Here is a 15,485-nt window from a genome sequence, read left to right as displayed (position 1 = left end):
TCTAGAAAACTCAGATTAAAAGGATTCTATTAATCATATGCGAACTGATCTATTTTATAAAATAAAGGAAAACCCCACTTTTACTTAAAGTAAAGGCGGGATTTATTTAGAATCTGAGAGAATAAATTATGATTCTCTTTCTAAAATTGGTTATTTTATAAAAGACATTAATCTGTAGTTTGTATTTTTCCAGAATTTATTTTATAAACAACATGACATAGTTCCTCTGTATCTTTTTTATGGTGAGAAGTTAATAAAACAGTTGCACCTCTTTCATTTTCTGCTTTAATCAACTGAAATACATTTTTCACTGAATCCTCGTCCAGTCCATTCATCGGTTCATCTAATATGATAATGTCTGGCTTTCCCATAATAGCTTGAGCAATTGCTAATTTTTGTTTCATACCTAACGAATATGTTTTAACACTTCTTTTATTATCAGGATTCAGTCCAACACTGTCAATTACCTGTCTAATTTGTTGATCATCTATTCTTTTTTGTATATCAGCAAGAAACTTGAAATTATCAAAACCACTGTATTGTTCTAAAAAAGCGGGTTTCTCTAAAAGCACGCTAATACTTTTAGGAAACGAAATTTGTTTATGCAAAATTTGATCAGATACTATAACCTCACCACCACTTGGTTTCACCAAACCAGCTATCAGTCAAAAAAGCATTTTAGGAACAAACATTCAATCATGCCAAAAACAAATAATTCCTAAATATGTATATTTTTTGAATTTTTATTTATTTAGACATTTTTTGACATTTTTCTCCTACTAGACGTGCTATTCTTATAAGCATCTGTTAAACATTGGTTTAATAGAAAAATAAGGAAAAGGGAGATGTTTTAATGTTTAAGGGAAAAATGAAAAAAATAGTGGGAGCTACTCTCTTCACTGGTGCTTTAATGTTCTCTGCAATTCCTGCTGATGCCGCTTCGAATTTAATCCCTATTAGGGACAAGTATGATGGCTATCAATATCAATGGAATGGCTACAATAGCAGTGGAGTAGCAACCGTCACCGTTTTCTTTAGAGATTCGAATGGTAAGTCTTACTCTAATACTTATGAATGTGTCACTGTTATAAGCGGCACTTGTTATGTTTACGAATAATGTAAAAATGCAAAAAAATCTGTCCCTTTATTAGGGCAGATTTTTTTGCTTCACATACTTAGAGGCCTCACATGAATAATGATTCCCCCTAGTAATCATTTTTCATGTGGTACACTTTTCTAGCTATTCTCATATTATTAACAACATTGAATGGATATAAAGACGAAAAAGAAATTTACATTGGCAATGCAAATTTTGAATGAGTTTATAGTGGGGTTTTGCGAATGAAAAATGAGACTTGAGAACTTTTGAATCTTTGTTGTTCTAGTATCGGCTTATACTGCCTGCCTTCCAATCAGAATGTTAAATTCATGAATGCTTTGCTAACTATTGATTTTGATTAAAATCTTTAGCGATAAGAAAGGTGACAATCAAATAGAAGATTGTGCCGAAAAACATACCATTTAACAAACTGATTAACAACATCTGACAAATCAGACCAACATAATAAGACACTGGCGTCCCTGGAAATACAGCCATATTAAACAGGCTAATCATAAAGGTTAAAGCAAAGAATATAATGAAAATCCTTCGAAATAATTTGGATTTTAACATTGTCACTTTACTTCCTCCTCAATATCTTTTCTATGGAAAAAATATTCTTTATTCATAGCATATATACCGTCTTAAAATAAAAAGCCCTTAAGGGGCTTTTTATTTAAGCAGTATAACCGATACTTGCCGTATGACCTCTCCTAGCTACATCATGACTTGCTGTCACTTCAGATGTAAAATAACTAACAATACTGATGACACTGATCACTGCACATACTACTGATAACGTTTTAAATTTCATACTGACAGTCCCCCCGCTTTACTTGAGTTTGGAAATAAAGAATTTTTTCATAGAAATGCATCGCATTGTCTTTATCTCCCATCTCATTATAATATTTTGCAGCATCTTTTGCTAAGTCTTCAAGGTCAGGATACATGGACTTCATCTCTAACCAATCTGAAATTTGTTCTAGTTGTTCAAAATTGTTGTCAACGTATAGTGATTTTAAAAACGTAAAGATACGTAACAACACATGATCTTTCAGCTTTTCAGATAGTTCTATACCGTTATGTAATGCATACGTACCTAGATCTTGTTCGTTCTTTTTAAAATAGGATTTTGATAACATAACGAGAGGGTCTAAAATTCGATTTAAATGCTCGTACCCCTGCTCTTTAAATGCTCGAATCGAGTCATTAAAGTGAACAATTGCTTGTGCTAGGTCACCATGATGGAAATAACTCAACCCTAAATTATAGAGCGCTGACCCTTTTAGTCTTTTTGTTGAGTGATCGGCAGCTTGTTCAAGCGCACGTTCAAAATGTGGAATGGCTTTTTCGGGGCAGCCCATATCAATATAGTTTAATCCAATGACAAAAGAACACTGGATTTCTCTGACTGTGTATGTATCTTTTTCTCGGTAACATTCTATCGCCTGTGCGATATGGTGCATGGACATGTGGGTTTGTTTCATGTGGTAATAGATTTCCGCCATCTTGTAATTGAACTCGGCACGTTCAATATCGTCGCTGACAAGAGACAGCTTTTTTTCTGCTCGCTTATAGAAGGTAATCGCATTGAGGTATTCGTAGTTTTCAAATTCATACATCCCATAGAAAAAATTAAAGTAATACTCAAGCAATCCTGTTAATTTCTCTTGATCTTTTTTTATCTTCACTGCAAGTTCCCTGAAGTTCGCTCGTTCTTTCCCATTTTCTAAAGGATTCAAGTAATCTAGCATTAATTTATGTCTGAACTCCATGAGTGAGAAATACAATAATAAATCTTGATTCTCTTCCATATGATCAATCATTGATTTGATTTCTTCTTTATATGCTTCGGCGTCCGGTACATTAAATCGTTGAATATGATAATACCATTCATTGATTTTCAAACCGACGTGAGAAGAAAGCACTTTCTCCATCAGCTCTTACCCCTTCCTCTATTTTCCCTATAATGACATATATTATCATTTTATGAATCATTCGACACCGAAAATAAACCGCAAAAAAGCCCTATAAAGGGCCGTGTGAATGATAGATAACATGACTTCTATTCATAAATAAGCACCCAGTACTTCGCCCCAGGTTCCCCTTCCTCTACAACAGCCTTCCATCCTCTTTTTTGATAAAAAGACAAAGCTTTGTGATTTTCGGATACACATTTGAGGGTGACTGGTGTTCCGAGCACTTTGATCGCATGTTTCAGCAACAAATCGCCAGCCCCTTGACCAGCAGCTTCTGGATGTACAAACAAGAGATGAATAAAACGATCTGGTACATATAATGAGATGAATCCAAGGATTTTATTGCTCTCCTCAGCTAAGAAAATTTGCTCTTCCTGCGTATCTTGATCAAAATCTTGCAGTTTGATTTCTTCTGTATTGAGCCAGTGAAAGCTCTGACGTCGGGATTCTAAATAGATTTGTCTTAATTGTGGATAATCTTCTATGCTTGCTTCTCTTATGAACATCGCAACATCCCCTATGTTTTCATTTGAATGTTAATTCGCTTCTAAAATGTGTTTTGCCTGTGTTCTACCTGCCAATAACAATTGATCACTGAACTGCGAATCATTGACAGCTCGTGCAAGAGCAATTGTACCAATCATGCTGCTTACTAGTGCGTAACTGGTAGAGAGATCTATGTTTCCCGTATCAGCTATAAACGCCATAAACCGTTTCAATTCATCTGTATAGGCTTTACGTACCTCTTGCGATAATTGAGCAATCTCCCCTGCCAGTGCAGGCAATATACAGCCGATCTCCGTCTGATCACGGTGAACGGAACTTAAATAAAAGTCAATGATCGTCTGAATTCGAGGCTGATCTACTTTCTTATCTGCAACACTTTGCAGCAGCTTGATCGTATCAGTAATAGCAAAATGAAAAGTCTCTATTACCAACTGATCCTTGTTCTTAAAGTGAGCGTAAAACCCTCCATGAGTTAGACCTGCCCCTTTCATAATGTATGGCAAACTGATATTACGGACCCCATTTGTTCGAAATGCTCGTGCAGCACTTGCGATGATCTGCTCTCTCACTTTTGACTTATGACCTTTCGGATAAGGCATCCTCTTTTCTCCTCCTTCCTTTTAACTCATCTAAGTGTATTTATTAAAAAATTATATTCATCATATTATCATGTGTCAATTGACTGAAATCCATCTTTCCTCACTCAAATGGGATTGACTTTGCCAAAATATGATGACTATAATATATTATGATCATCATATTTTGAAATTGGAGGTGCAAGAAATGATTCATTTAGAAACAGTAGATACATTAGTGATTGGATCAGGTCCGGGAGGCTACGTGGCGGCGTTACGTTCAGCTCATCTCGGCATGAAGACAGCGATTGTAGAACGTGATCAGTTAGGTGGCGTATGCACCCATGTAGGCTGTATCCCTTCTAAAGCGCTAATAGCAGAAGCAGAGCGGTTCAAACTCCGCACACAATGGGGTGGTTTTCAAGAAGGCGGTTCTTTCAATGAAGCCCAAGCGTTCAAAAAAGCTGTTGTGGAAAAACAAGCTGGGGGCGTCCAATTTTTGTTAAAGTCAGCGGGAGTTACTATTTTGGAAGGCGAGGCAAGCTTGTTCGATCAGCATACAGCGGTGATTCAACATGCCGAAAAAGGTGAAAAACGAATCAACTTCAAACACCTTATATTAGCAACCGGCTCTCGTCCAATTGAAATTAAATCACTCCCTTTCGGAGGTCGTATATTGTCTTCCACTGAAGCACTATCCCTTCCCGAAATCCCTAAAAGCCTTGTCGTAGTTGGGGGTGGATATATTGGTGTTGAACTCGGACAGATGTTTGCAAGGTTTGGATCAAAAGTCACCATTCTAGAAGGCGGTAATCAAGTATTGCCTGGCTTTGAAAGTGAACTTGTCTCACCTGTTGTTCGACAATTGAAAGAAGATGACATCACCGTGATTACAGGAGCAAACGTCATAGGTGCTGAGCAGCATATGAGCGGAATTGATCTTTATTATGAGAAACAGAAAGAAAGTTACACGTTGAAAGCAGATTATGCACTGATTACTGTCGGAAGAAAACCGAATACAGATGGAACATTAGGTCTCCATTCTATCGGTTTGTCCATTACCCCTAACGGACTAGTTAAAATTGATGAACAATGCAGAACTTCCATTCCGCACATTTATGCAATTGGTGATATCACCGAGGGTCCTGCTCTGGCTCATAAAGCTTCCTATGAAGCGAAGGTGGCAGCAGAGGCAATCGCCGGGAAACCTTCGATGATCGATTATAAAGCGATCCCACTTGTTGTGTTTTCTAGCCCAGAATTGACGAGTGTTGGACTGAGCGAAACGGATTGCAAGCAACAATCCATTCCGACTGTTACTGGAAAAACAATGTTCTCTATTAATGGTCGAGCACTGGCATTAAAAGAACCAGAAGGATTTGTGAAGATTGTGGCCCATGCTGAATCTGGCCTTATTTTAGGAGCACAGATCGTAGGTGCAGAGGCATCTACTCTTATATCAGAACTTTCTCTCTCTATTGAAATTGGTGCTACAGTAGAAGATTTAGCCATGACGATTCATCCTCACCCAACATTAGGTGAAATGATCATGGAGGCTGCAGAAATGGCCACTCGTAAAGTTGAAAAAAATCTGGCACGATAATTCATTCAGGTGCATCTTTTAAAAATTGAGTAAAATAATCGCCATAGCCTACTTAGGAATAGGCTATGGCGATTTCAATTGAGTCATGATATAAAAGCAGCGGTATATTGATCTTTAATTGGATACCTCATCACGTTTTTTCCCTAACTTCATCGATAACTGCACGCCAATCATCAGCATCACGATGGCGAGCATTGCGACAATAGCAGCTTGAAAATGTCCGCTGATATCGAAAATCAAACCGATTAAAAATGGACCAAATCCTCCCATGATATACCCGCCCATCTGTGACATCGCTGACCATGTACCGGCTTCTTCTGGCGTACGCGTTTCAATAATAGGCAACATAAGCGCCAAAGGAAATAATCCACCTGCTCCAATCCCTAGAAAAATAACAGCTGGCAGGATCGGCATTGGCAGTAGAAGGAATATGAGGCCAATCAGCTCTGACAAACTGCATAAGATCAGAAATAATTTCGGCTTTCCTAGACGATTAACGATTGCTGGAACAAGTAATGCCACCGGAATCTGAATGAGCGTAAATATCGTAAGCAGCATGGCGGCATACTGCGGACTATTCCCAAAATCAAGCGCAATGGGTGAAATCCACGCTGTTAACGAATAGAACATGCTAGACATAAAGCCAAAGAACAAAGTAAATTGAATAGCTTTTTTGTTTCGTAGCGGTAATCTCAGCGGCACGTCTGCATGATCTGCTTGTTGGTTTTTACGAGCTAGACCGAGCCATAAAATCAGTGCAATAACGCCTAAAACCGCCCAGCAGGCTAACGCAAGTGGAAGGTTATGCTCACTGCGAAGGTAAATCGGAATGGTCAAGCCCGAAGCAAGTGCAGCGCCAACTGTCATCGATATAGAGTACACACTGACAATCCCAGGACTTTTCGGAAAATACTTTTTAATAAAACTAGACAACAATGGTCCGGCAAAACTAATTCCAACTCCTCCTGCAAAAGCAGTCATGAGAAGGATGGTAACCGTTTGACTTGTACCACGCAGTCCAGTCGCAATTGTGATAAGAAAAATCGAGAAAAAAAGAGTTCTCTCTAATCCAAACCGGCGGCTTAGTTTCGTTGCTACAGGGGCAAACACTCCCATGCACAAGACCGGCAAAGTGGTTAAAAGACTTGCCGTGAGTGCACTAACGCCAAGGTCTGATTGAATCATGCTCATCATAGAAGCTACGGATGTAATGATTGGGCGCAAGTTTAAGGCAGCTAAAAATAAAGCAGCTAAATAAAATACTTTTTTTATCAATACTCTTCTTCCTCTCTCATCTTGTTGAGGTTACTATGAGTATAAATCCGCTTCATTCATTGATCAATACAATAATTCGTATTATGATGATAGGAAAATACTATCATTAATGAAAGGATGGCATATGGATACTCGTCACATTACCTATTTTATGGCTGTATTCGATCATTTACATTTCACAAAGGCTGCAGAGCAACTAGGTATATCACAGCCTACATTAAGCCAACAGATTCAGCTGCTTGAAGCTGAAGTTGGGATGCCGCTTTTTGACCGAATCGGTAAAAAAGTAGTTGCAACTGAAGCTGGTACGCTTCTTTATCAATATGGCTTGAAAATGCTTCAGGCTGAGCGAGATGCCAAAAATGCTATGAAAGAACTCTTATCTGAACAGCGGGGTACCGTTCGGCTTGCCGTCCTTCCCTCTGATCTTGACTTTCAGCTTGTTCCGCTTTTTGTAGAATTTAAAACGCTGTATCCAGAGATCAATCTAAAGGCTTTTTCGACCATCTTTGTTCGTGACGAGGTGCTCTCACATAAAGTCGATATCGGAATTGGGCTGCGCGGGCCTGCGGATAAACGCCTGATTCAAATTCCACTTGGCGATGAGCCCTACGAATTGTTTGTTCATTCAGACAGTGAACTGGCAAAAAGGCGTGAAGTGACGCTAAAAGAGCTGACAAAGCATGCGCTGGTCATGTATCCAAAAGGCTATCTAGGAAGAGATTTGGTCGATGACGTATGTAAAGAACACGGTTTTGAATTGGACACGGTCATGGATGTTGGGTCTGCCACTTCATTATTGCAGTTGGTTGAAGCCGGGATCGGTGCCACCATCCAGCCAAGAGGGCTGTTAAAGCAACATTCAGCATGGCCTAATATTGTCTCTATCCCTATTTCTGCTCCTGCTCCTGTTCGGCATCTTGAATTAACGTATTATGCCGATCGATTTGTGACCAAAGCGCAAAAACAGCTATCTGAATGGCTAATAGACTTTTTCAAATCAAGAACAAATTAAAAAGTGAGGGTAACACATGAAGAATGCAAACAGCATATTTACAAGAACAAACCGGGTTGTGATTCGTCAGTTTGATCAGCAGGATATTGAAGCATTTTATCAATACCGATCAAATCCCTCTATTGCCACATTTCAATCCTGGGAAAACTACACGCACGAAGAAGCTGAATCATTTGTTCAACACCAAATGACGCAACAACCTAATCAACCAGGGACGTGGTTTCAATACGCGATTGCCTTATCTGAATCCAATCAGCTGATAGGAGATTGCGCCATTCATACACTCGGCAGCGAGCCTAGAATCGTTGAAATAGGATTTACACTCGCGCCTGAATTTCAAGGAAAGGGCTATATTCACGAAGCCTTGAATTCAATGATCGAATATATTTTCACTACACTGAACAAGCATAAAATCATTGCCTTTACAGATGTACGCAACGAAAAATCCATTCGAGTGCTGGAACGTTTAGACATGAGACGCGAAGGACATTTGCTGCAAAATTACATGTCGAAGGGACATTGGGTCGATGAATATCAATATGCCATTCTTCAATCTGAGTGGGCCGCGAAGCGTCATTAAACATTTATTTCCTATTCAAAATCCCTAAATAAGCGCTCCACGGACCCACATCGGTTCGATATCGTTCCGCCATGACCCGAACAATTTGGGAGATATGGGTGAAATCATGGACAACCCACGCAGAAAGTAATTCGCTCACTTGCACGACGCCGAATTCTGGATGGACGCCCTTTTTCTCTAGATCAAGACTTGAATGTGTCATACGCTGAATGTATGCCACATTCTCCATCCGCACATGATGAAACTCCGCTAGTGCTTGTTCTATCTGTCTTTCAGTTTGATTCAAATGGGAGTAGCGGTCAAATGCAGGAAATGGGGCATTCTCTCCATCAGCAAGAATGACATTTAATCGAGGAATCCAGTTGAATTTCTCTGCTTCAATCAAATGTTCAATGACTTCAACGGGATTCCACGTTCCCTCCCCTTCACGACTGTGAAGCCAATCCTTCGATAAACCTGACAAAAGACTTTCTACTGTACGAGGAGTTCGACTCAACATATCTAAAGCTTCATCCAAATTGAAATTCATATGGTTGCTCCTTTAGCAATTTTTCTTTATTCTAATGTTTTTTGATTAGATTGCAACTCATACCTCAAAACAGATAAAAAAGAAAATAAAAGGCGCTTTTGATCAACCTTCTATATACAAATAGAACTTTTCTATAACACTCACCATCCTTTCTTTTTTTATAATAGAAAAAAATGAAATGTGGTGATATTGATGTCTACAACGATTGGGATTATGGGCGGTATGGGCCCTTTAGCGACGATTGATCTGATGAAAAAAATTATCTCTCATACACCAGCTATTAAAGATCAGGATCATCTCCATGTAATTGCTGATAATGATCCGCAAATCCCTGATAGAACCAATGCCATATTTGGGAAAGGCGAAGATCCTACAGAATATATGATTGCATCAGCTAAAAGATTAGAACGCGCAGGAGCGGACTTTATTCTGATTGCATGCAATACCGCTCACTTCTTTTTAGAAAACGTACAACAATCCACTCATATCCCTATCATGAATATGCCATTAGAAACCGCAAAGCACCTGAACAAACATCACTATACGTCTGTGGGCTTACTATGTACTGATGGCACATTAAAAACCCAGCTCTATCAAAAAGCTTGTGCCCATCACAAGATTGATGTCATGACTCCTAGTGAAAATCTTCAGAAAAGTGTGATGAATGGGATTTATGCCGTGAAAGCAGGGAAATTGAGTAAAGGCGAAAGTGAACTGGCGTTAGCTGCAGAAATTTTAATCAATCAAGGAGCAGAAGCCATCATTGCCGGCTGTACAGAAATTCCTTTAGTTCTAAGGTCAACCAAAGCTGTGAAAGTGATTGACCCTACTGTCATTTTGGCGAAAGAAGCTGTAAAATTAGTGTATGAGCTTGAAAAACTAAACATTTAAAGAACGTCATATAAGGGGATAACATGAATATTGAGAATATAGAAGCGTTTATTTATGTATGCCAGCTAGGCAGTATCAATAAAGCTGCAGAAGCATTGTATTTAACCCAGCCTTCTGTATCGGCACGTATTCAATCGTTAGAAAAAGAATTAGACCTGAAATTATTTGATAGACAGAGAAATAAACTATCTCTGACGGAAAAAGGTGAACAGTTTTACCCGCATGCCAAAAAGATTCTCCATTCTTATCAAGAAGCAAAGCATAGTCTCAAACAAACGATGCTCCCTTATGAATTGACGATTGGATGCGCATCCTCTATTTCCAATAATCTATTGCCTAACATATTGCCCGCCCTAAAAGAAAAATACGAAAATCTGAAAGTGAAAATTGTAACAGGACATTCAAAGGATGTTGTCCAAAAAGTGATTAACAACCAAGTAGACTTTGGCATTGTCAGGACTGAAACACATCCTCAAATTGAATCAATCCCGATTTTCAGCGATCCAATCGGGCTGTTCGTCCCAACTCATCACCCGCTTGCCAGCCTAGGCAACATCAATATGAATGAACTAGAAGAACAACCTTTTATTTTCTTTGACTATGGGTCATTTGATTGGTTGATGCTCCACCGATTATTTCAAAAAAACAACATCACACCGAACATTTCCATTGAGGTTGATCATATGGAAACTGCAAAAAATTTAGTGCTACAAGGAATGGGACTATCGTTTCTTCCTCATCATTGTGTTAGAAATGAAGTAGAACAAGGAACACTAAAACAAATTTCAATTGAGCCATCTATCAATTTCAACATCAATATTGAGTTCATTTATAAAAAAGGAAAATCCAAATCCGTTTTCATTGATCAACTCAAACAGTTTTTTCATGAATTAGATTAAAAAAAGCCCTTTTTAGGGGCTTTTTTGGATTCGTTCTGATTGATTAGCTTTCGTTTGCCAACATGTATGCTGCCGTTTCATGCATATCTTTCAATCCTGATCTCTGTGCGTACTCGGCCACAGTGATCGCACTTGTCGTCAGAAGTTCTATTATATGTTCATCCATTCCTGACCAAGTTCTCCCGCCTGCTTTTTCATACGCATGGATAAGTTTCGTTAATCCTTCTTTCCCAAAGAGAAGTTGATGCGACAAAAAGTCGGCAGATACATCACCAATCCCCACTTCAGACCAATCAATCACACCAGTAACACATTGATTTTCATCAATCAGAATGTGGCCAGGATGCAAATCTCCATGCTTCACTCCCACAAAAGGCGGCCATAAAGAATCTTTAGCTAGCCATTCTTGCCAGCGCTCCCATAAACCGCTGTTAATGGTGTATTGCGATTTGACACGTTCCATTCGCTGTTTCATTGATCCTCTTAATTCATGAGCACTGAGCATGTCCACACCGATCGTTTTAAAAGGCTGTTGATCTAAGGAATGTACATTCGCTAAAACTCTTCCTAATGATTCATAATAAGCTTGCGGTACATTCGTTTGGTCAAATCTCCACTCATAAGATTGCTGTTCCACATCAATACTAGCCGCCGGTACCCCCTCTAATTGTTTATAAGCAATCAGACTTTCTGTAAAGATAGACCACTTAGGAACCTGAAAGTGAACCTGATTACTAATGTAATCTAATGTCTTTTTTTCTTGTAAGGTATGTTTCATTGATTCAGGTCTGCGAGGCATTCTTATTATCCATTGATCACCATGTAAATCTTCGACGTGAGCGACACGGAAATCCACACCTGATTCATTTATTTTGATGGTATTCTCTAAAATCTCTAATCCGTGATGTTTGACTAACTGCTTTAATTCCAGTCTATTCATATCCAATCCTCCAATTGTTCATTTAGTCATGATCAATAGGCATCAAGAATATCATCACAAAACCCACAAACAGGCTACTTTATGTGGTCAGAGTAAACAAAGCTAGACATATGCCTTTCTTTGCATCATAAAAAAACATACAAAAAAAAGACAGATCGATTAGCTGCCTCTTTTCTAGTGAAATTGCATACTTTCCCGCTGAAGATCATTAAAAATGTGCAGACTACCCCGTTTACTCCGTTTGATGAAAACAGAGCCTTTGAACATATGAAATTACTGATTGTTCAAAGTTTTCTGGCGTAATCTTCCTGAATGCATCATCTTTAACCATCCTCCTCTTTATCATATAAATTTACTATACTTTATTTAAATATGGCTTTCAATAAGATGACAAAAAGAAGCCCTTTTCAGGGGCTTTTCGTCTTTCACCATCGTTTATTCCCTGGATGAATATCTTCTCCCAAAAAAGCGGTATTAGGCTCACCACTATTTTCTAGAAACTCCGCTATTTCTTTCAGCTCTTGATTGATAAGGTCATTTCTTTGCATATCCGGGTTTAACAGAAGGATGGAGTGAATCGTTGTCGCTGCTTCATACAAAACATGTTGATCTTTTATCTGTTTGATGCATTGTTTCATACGATCGAAAAACCATTCAATCTCTTCAATTTCTTCCATCGGATAATGTGCCATTTTAAAGAGATTCTGCTGACGAAGGTCTTGTCTCTCAAAAATTTGTTCAAGCTCTTCTTTACTGATATACAAATCCGAGCATTCCTCATCAATTTCTACTACCTCGATCATCGCATCTTCAGCTGTATATAACTGCTCAATAAAATCATCGAAAGTATCCGCCAGCTTAAAATCGACTCCCATCTCTAAATCAAAATAGTGAATAGGAGGGTGCTCTTTCGTTTGTCGATAATCCATTGCGATCCATGTATCTTCTTCTCCGCTGATGAAAATAAGTCCTTCAGGCAGCTCCAATTCATCACTTAACTGAGGGCTAGTCATAATTCCATCACCTTTGGCGATTCCTCTTAGATGGTCAAATTGAACATGATCCTCTGCCCATGAATTCGGCTGTTCCGTTGGAAAAGCATTACGAACTGTAAAACCACCGTTCCATTCTAAAATGAGCTTTTTATATGTATCAGGTAAAGTGACACCAAGTCTTCCCTCTGCCTCAAGAATTTTTTCCTCATCTATCTTTTCTAACGTGAAAGGACTCTCTTCTTCTTTCTCCCAAAATGGTTTCAAAGTGGGGACCTCCTAGTTTCTAATGAGATCAGTATATCATTGACCACTGTACATGAACTTTAATAATGAATACAAATTGACAACTATAAATCCTTCGCAATGAAAAAACAGACCCCCTTAAGGTCTGTTTTCTTTTTATCTATACGTTTTGTGATATTGCATTTCGGTCAATTAAAGTCGTGTTTCGGTCAGTTTTTGTTGTTCTTCCATTGTAGTATTTCGAATCGATTTTGTTTCAATGAACTCCCTCGTTTCTACAGTTGATACACTCAATAATACAAAGCTTACTATGAATAGTAAGCTTTTAATAATCATATAGACATTCTCCTTTTTGAATATCATTTTGAGCCTTAAAAAACTTGATCAATAATCTCCTAGTGAGAACGAATGTTGAGCAACTAGATGAGTTAATTAAATTGTCATTTGAGAATATTCATAAATCTGGAACACATTTGAGAGAATGAAAACATAATATTAAGGATTGGACAGTAAATTTCATTACGCATCCCAAATGAGACATTTGGAAGTGAACAATTCAAATTAAGAAAGCAAGACACATTGATTACTTGCTTTATAAAAGGTTTCATTAATATCACTATTCACACTGTCTAATTAAATTATTCTTTTTCCATATTTTAATCCTGCTTTATCTTTTAACTTCTCAGAGTATCCGATAGTTTAATTCAGATTGCTTTACGTAAATCCTCCTGTCATTATCGAAGGTTCCTTCATATTTGGGATAAAAACATTTTGAGATTGTGTAACTTCTCATGGAATAAATTAATTTGTTCCCTTATCATTAAATTAATAAATTTAAAAGAAGCGGGGAAAAAGATGGAGAGAAAAATCAATATCAATCCATTTGAAGAAATTACAGAAGTAAATATAAATGAATGTACAAAAGAAAGTCCGTTGAAAGAATTTGAACTCCCCAAGGGAATGTTTCAAAAAAAAGACGATCATTTTATGAACATAGGTAATTGGGACACACAACATTGGGAAGCTATTTTGGAGAATAGATTGCTCTCAGTGAATCGAAATTTTGGTTACACAATGTTTTACTATTACAAAGGCATTCCAGATGATGAGTGGTATATGTCTCCTGGGAAAAACGGTCAGTCAGTTCAATATTATCCTCACTTTGAAGAACAACATTACAGCAACTTTTACAATTTCACATACTTTGTAGACACATTCTTTCTAAAGGCTTACACATTGTATGAAACGATTGGACATTTGTTGTTCAAACTTTATAACTTTGAAATCAAAGAAGATGACTTAGTAAGTTTTAATTCTGCAATTTACAGATTAAAAAATGTGAACCGTCCATTGTACAAAGACTTAAACAAAGTAAAATACTCCAATGATTTCCAAATTGGTGTGCAAATGAGGCATGATATTGCTCACAATCACCCTCCTTACCGTATAGATTCTGGAATAAGAAAATTACATGGAATGGTTACTGTTGGTGTGGGAAAGTACACAACTTCAAGTGAAATTAAAGCAGCAATGATTGGATTACTGAAAAGTATTGAGGCCACATTTGAGGTGCTTGAAAAACACTTACCAATTAAAGAAGTAGCCAAATAAAAAAGAGGAGCCAGATAAGGTTCCTCCTTGCTTGTTACGACTATTTCCTTTCACGATTTTTTATAGTATCCAACAGTCAATTCTTTCTTCATTATCTCCAACAATTCTTTTCTCAATGATTCAAGCATTTCTCTATGAAATTTTATTTTCTCTCTAATTTCTTTTTTCTCTGCTGGTTCAACTTCTTTGTACCAATCATGTTCTAATAACAACTGTCTTTGTTCTCCAACTATTTTCTCGCAGAGTTCAGCCACTATCTCCGATTGATATAATAATGTTTCACTAAACAGTTGGTAAACCTCTAATCTTAAAGTATCTGCTTCAAAAAACTTTTTGTGCTGAATAAGATTATGTAATTCTTTTTGCATTTCTCTTTTATCCGTTTCCCACAAGTAAAAAATCCTACCTTTATCTTTTTCTAATAGATCGTGATTACTTAGATAGTTTTCTAAATCTGTCTTTGTGTGTTCCATAAAATTAGGAAATTGTTGATACCAATTTGTAACAGCGAAAATTGAATCTGTAGCTTTGTAAAACAAGCCATATAACTTAGGATAAGTTTCATGTTTCTTTTCAGTAAATAGTTGGAAGTCATGAACTTTCCTTTGTGAGTCAAATAACAAATTATTCTTGAATGCCTCAATATTTCTATTTAAAAAGTGCCTGTATAATGCCAAAATAATTGTGGTTGTAAAACCACTTGTCAAAATCGTGATCAGAATGTCTTTCACAAAAAACTTCCTC

At 37.6% G+C, this 15,485-nt stretch carries 16 protein-coding genes; 7 read left to right on the top strand and 9 right to left on the bottom strand.

From position 1 onward, the window contains the following. Positions 1 to 167: 167 nt before the first annotated feature. Entirely contained in the window at positions 168 to 653 is a 486-nt protein-coding gene (locus tag LCD32_RS05675; protein ID WP_263485672.1) for an ATP-binding cassette domain-containing protein, read from the bottom strand. 200 nt (positions 654 to 853) lie between these two features. Here LCD32_RS05675 and LCD32_RS05670 point away from each other — a divergent pair, with 200 nt between their 5' ends. Further along, positions 854 to 1,117 carry a hypothetical protein gene (locus LCD32_RS05670; RefSeq protein ID WP_024720168.1) on the top strand — a complete coding sequence of 88 codons (264 nt, stop codon included), beginning with the start codon at positions 854 to 856 and terminating at the stop codon, positions 1,115 to 1,117. A 785-nt stretch (positions 1,118 to 1,902) separates the two neighbouring features. Here the strand turns inward: LCD32_RS05670 and LCD32_RS05665 are convergent. From LCD32_RS05665 to LCD32_RS05655, 3 genes are all read right to left on the bottom strand, one after another. Next, complete coding sequence (locus tag LCD32_RS05665; protein ID WP_224563083.1) at positions 1,903 to 3,036, bottom strand: tetratricopeptide repeat protein; 1,134 nt, start codon at positions 3,034 to 3,036, stop codon at positions 1,903 to 1,905. Between the two features lie 128 nt (positions 3,037 to 3,164). After that, positions 3,165 to 3,584, bottom strand: a complete 420-nt coding sequence (locus LCD32_RS05660; protein ID WP_224563081.1) for a GNAT family N-acetyltransferase — start codon at positions 3,582 to 3,584, stop codon at positions 3,165 to 3,167. Positions 3,585 to 3,614: 30 nt separating this feature from the next. Next, positions 3,615 to 4,184, bottom strand: a complete 570-nt coding sequence (locus LCD32_RS05655) for a TetR/AcrR family transcriptional regulator (protein ID WP_224563078.1) — start codon at positions 4,182 to 4,184, stop codon at positions 3,615 to 3,617. Between the two features lie 184 nt (positions 4,185 to 4,368). Here LCD32_RS05655 and lpdA point away from each other — a divergent pair, with 184 nt between their 5' ends. Next, positions 4,369 to 5,763, top strand: coding sequence for a dihydrolipoyl dehydrogenase (gene lpdA, locus LCD32_RS05650; protein WP_046343321.1), 1,395 nt, complete (start codon positions 4,369 to 4,371; stop codon positions 5,761 to 5,763). A 114-nt stretch (positions 5,764 to 5,877) separates the two neighbouring features. Here the strand turns inward: lpdA and LCD32_RS05645 are convergent, their stop codons facing one another. Next, a complete protein-coding gene (locus LCD32_RS05645) occupies positions 5,878 to 7,038 on the bottom strand; it encodes a CynX/NimT family MFS transporter (protein ID WP_017359616.1) in 1,161 nt (386 codons plus the stop codon). Positions 7,039 to 7,147: 109 nt separating this feature from the next. Here LCD32_RS05645 and LCD32_RS05640 point away from each other — a divergent pair, with 109 nt between their 5' ends. Beyond that, positions 7,148 to 8,053, top strand: a complete 906-nt coding sequence (locus LCD32_RS05640) for a LysR family transcriptional regulator (RefSeq protein ID WP_017359617.1) — start codon at positions 7,148 to 7,150, stop codon at positions 8,051 to 8,053. A gap of 16 nt (positions 8,054 to 8,069) precedes the next feature. Next, positions 8,070 to 8,633: a GNAT family N-acetyltransferase gene (locus tag LCD32_RS05635; protein WP_048003231.1), complete on the top strand. Its 564-nt coding sequence runs from the start codon at positions 8,070 to 8,072 to the stop codon at positions 8,631 to 8,633. 4 nt (positions 8,634 to 8,637) lie between these two features. Here the strand turns inward: LCD32_RS05635 and LCD32_RS05630 are convergent, their stop codons facing one another. After that, the gene (locus LCD32_RS05630; protein WP_046527478.1) at positions 8,638 to 9,162 is read right to left on the bottom strand and encodes a DinB family protein; all 525 of its coding nucleotides are present in this window, start codon (positions 9,160 to 9,162) and stop codon (positions 8,638 to 8,640) included. 192 nt (positions 9,163 to 9,354) lie between these two features. On the opposite strand from LCD32_RS05630, the gene LCD32_RS05625 reads away from it, so the two are divergent. After that, positions 9,355 to 10,053, top strand: a complete 699-nt coding sequence (locus LCD32_RS05625; RefSeq protein ID WP_035392360.1) for an aspartate/glutamate racemase family protein — start codon at positions 9,355 to 9,357, stop codon at positions 10,051 to 10,053. 23 nt (positions 10,054 to 10,076) lie between these two features. Further along, positions 10,077 to 10,952 (top strand): LysR family transcriptional regulator, encoded by an 876-nt coding sequence (locus tag LCD32_RS05620; RefSeq protein WP_046343315.1) that lies wholly within the window; start codon positions 10,077 to 10,079, stop codon positions 10,950 to 10,952. A 43-nt stretch (positions 10,953 to 10,995) separates the two neighbouring features. Here LCD32_RS05620 and LCD32_RS05615 read toward each other — a convergent pair whose 3' ends face one another. Next, complete coding sequence (locus LCD32_RS05615) at positions 10,996 to 11,892, bottom strand: macrolide 2'-phosphotransferase (protein ID WP_052320237.1); 897 nt, start codon at positions 11,890 to 11,892, stop codon at positions 10,996 to 10,998. Between the two features lie 425 nt (positions 11,893 to 12,317). Then, positions 12,318 to 13,151, bottom strand: coding sequence for an SMI1/KNR4 family protein (locus tag LCD32_RS05610; protein WP_058213853.1), 834 nt, complete (start codon positions 13,149 to 13,151; stop codon positions 12,318 to 12,320). 834 nt (positions 13,152 to 13,985) lie between these two features. On the opposite strand from LCD32_RS05610, the gene LCD32_RS05605 reads away from it, so the two are divergent. Then, positions 13,986 to 14,741: a Cthe_2314 family HEPN domain-containing protein gene (locus LCD32_RS05605; protein ID WP_058213854.1), complete on the top strand. Its 756-nt coding sequence runs from the start codon at positions 13,986 to 13,988 to the stop codon at positions 14,739 to 14,741. A gap of 50 nt (positions 14,742 to 14,791) precedes the next feature. On the opposite strand, the gene LCD32_RS05600 is transcribed toward LCD32_RS05605, so the two are convergent. Next, complete coding sequence (locus LCD32_RS05600) at positions 14,792 to 15,472, bottom strand: hypothetical protein (protein ID WP_058213855.1); 681 nt, start codon at positions 15,470 to 15,472, stop codon at positions 14,792 to 14,794. Between the last annotated feature and the right edge of the window lie 13 nt (positions 15,473 to 15,485).

The organism is Bacillus sp. RSS_NA_20 (genome assembly GCF_020165915.1).
In the GTDB taxonomy this organism is placed as follows: Bacteria; Bacillota; Bacilli; order Bacillales; family Bacillaceae; genus Bacillus; species Bacillus altitudinis.
This window is presented reverse-complemented; position numbering and strand designations above follow the sequence as displayed.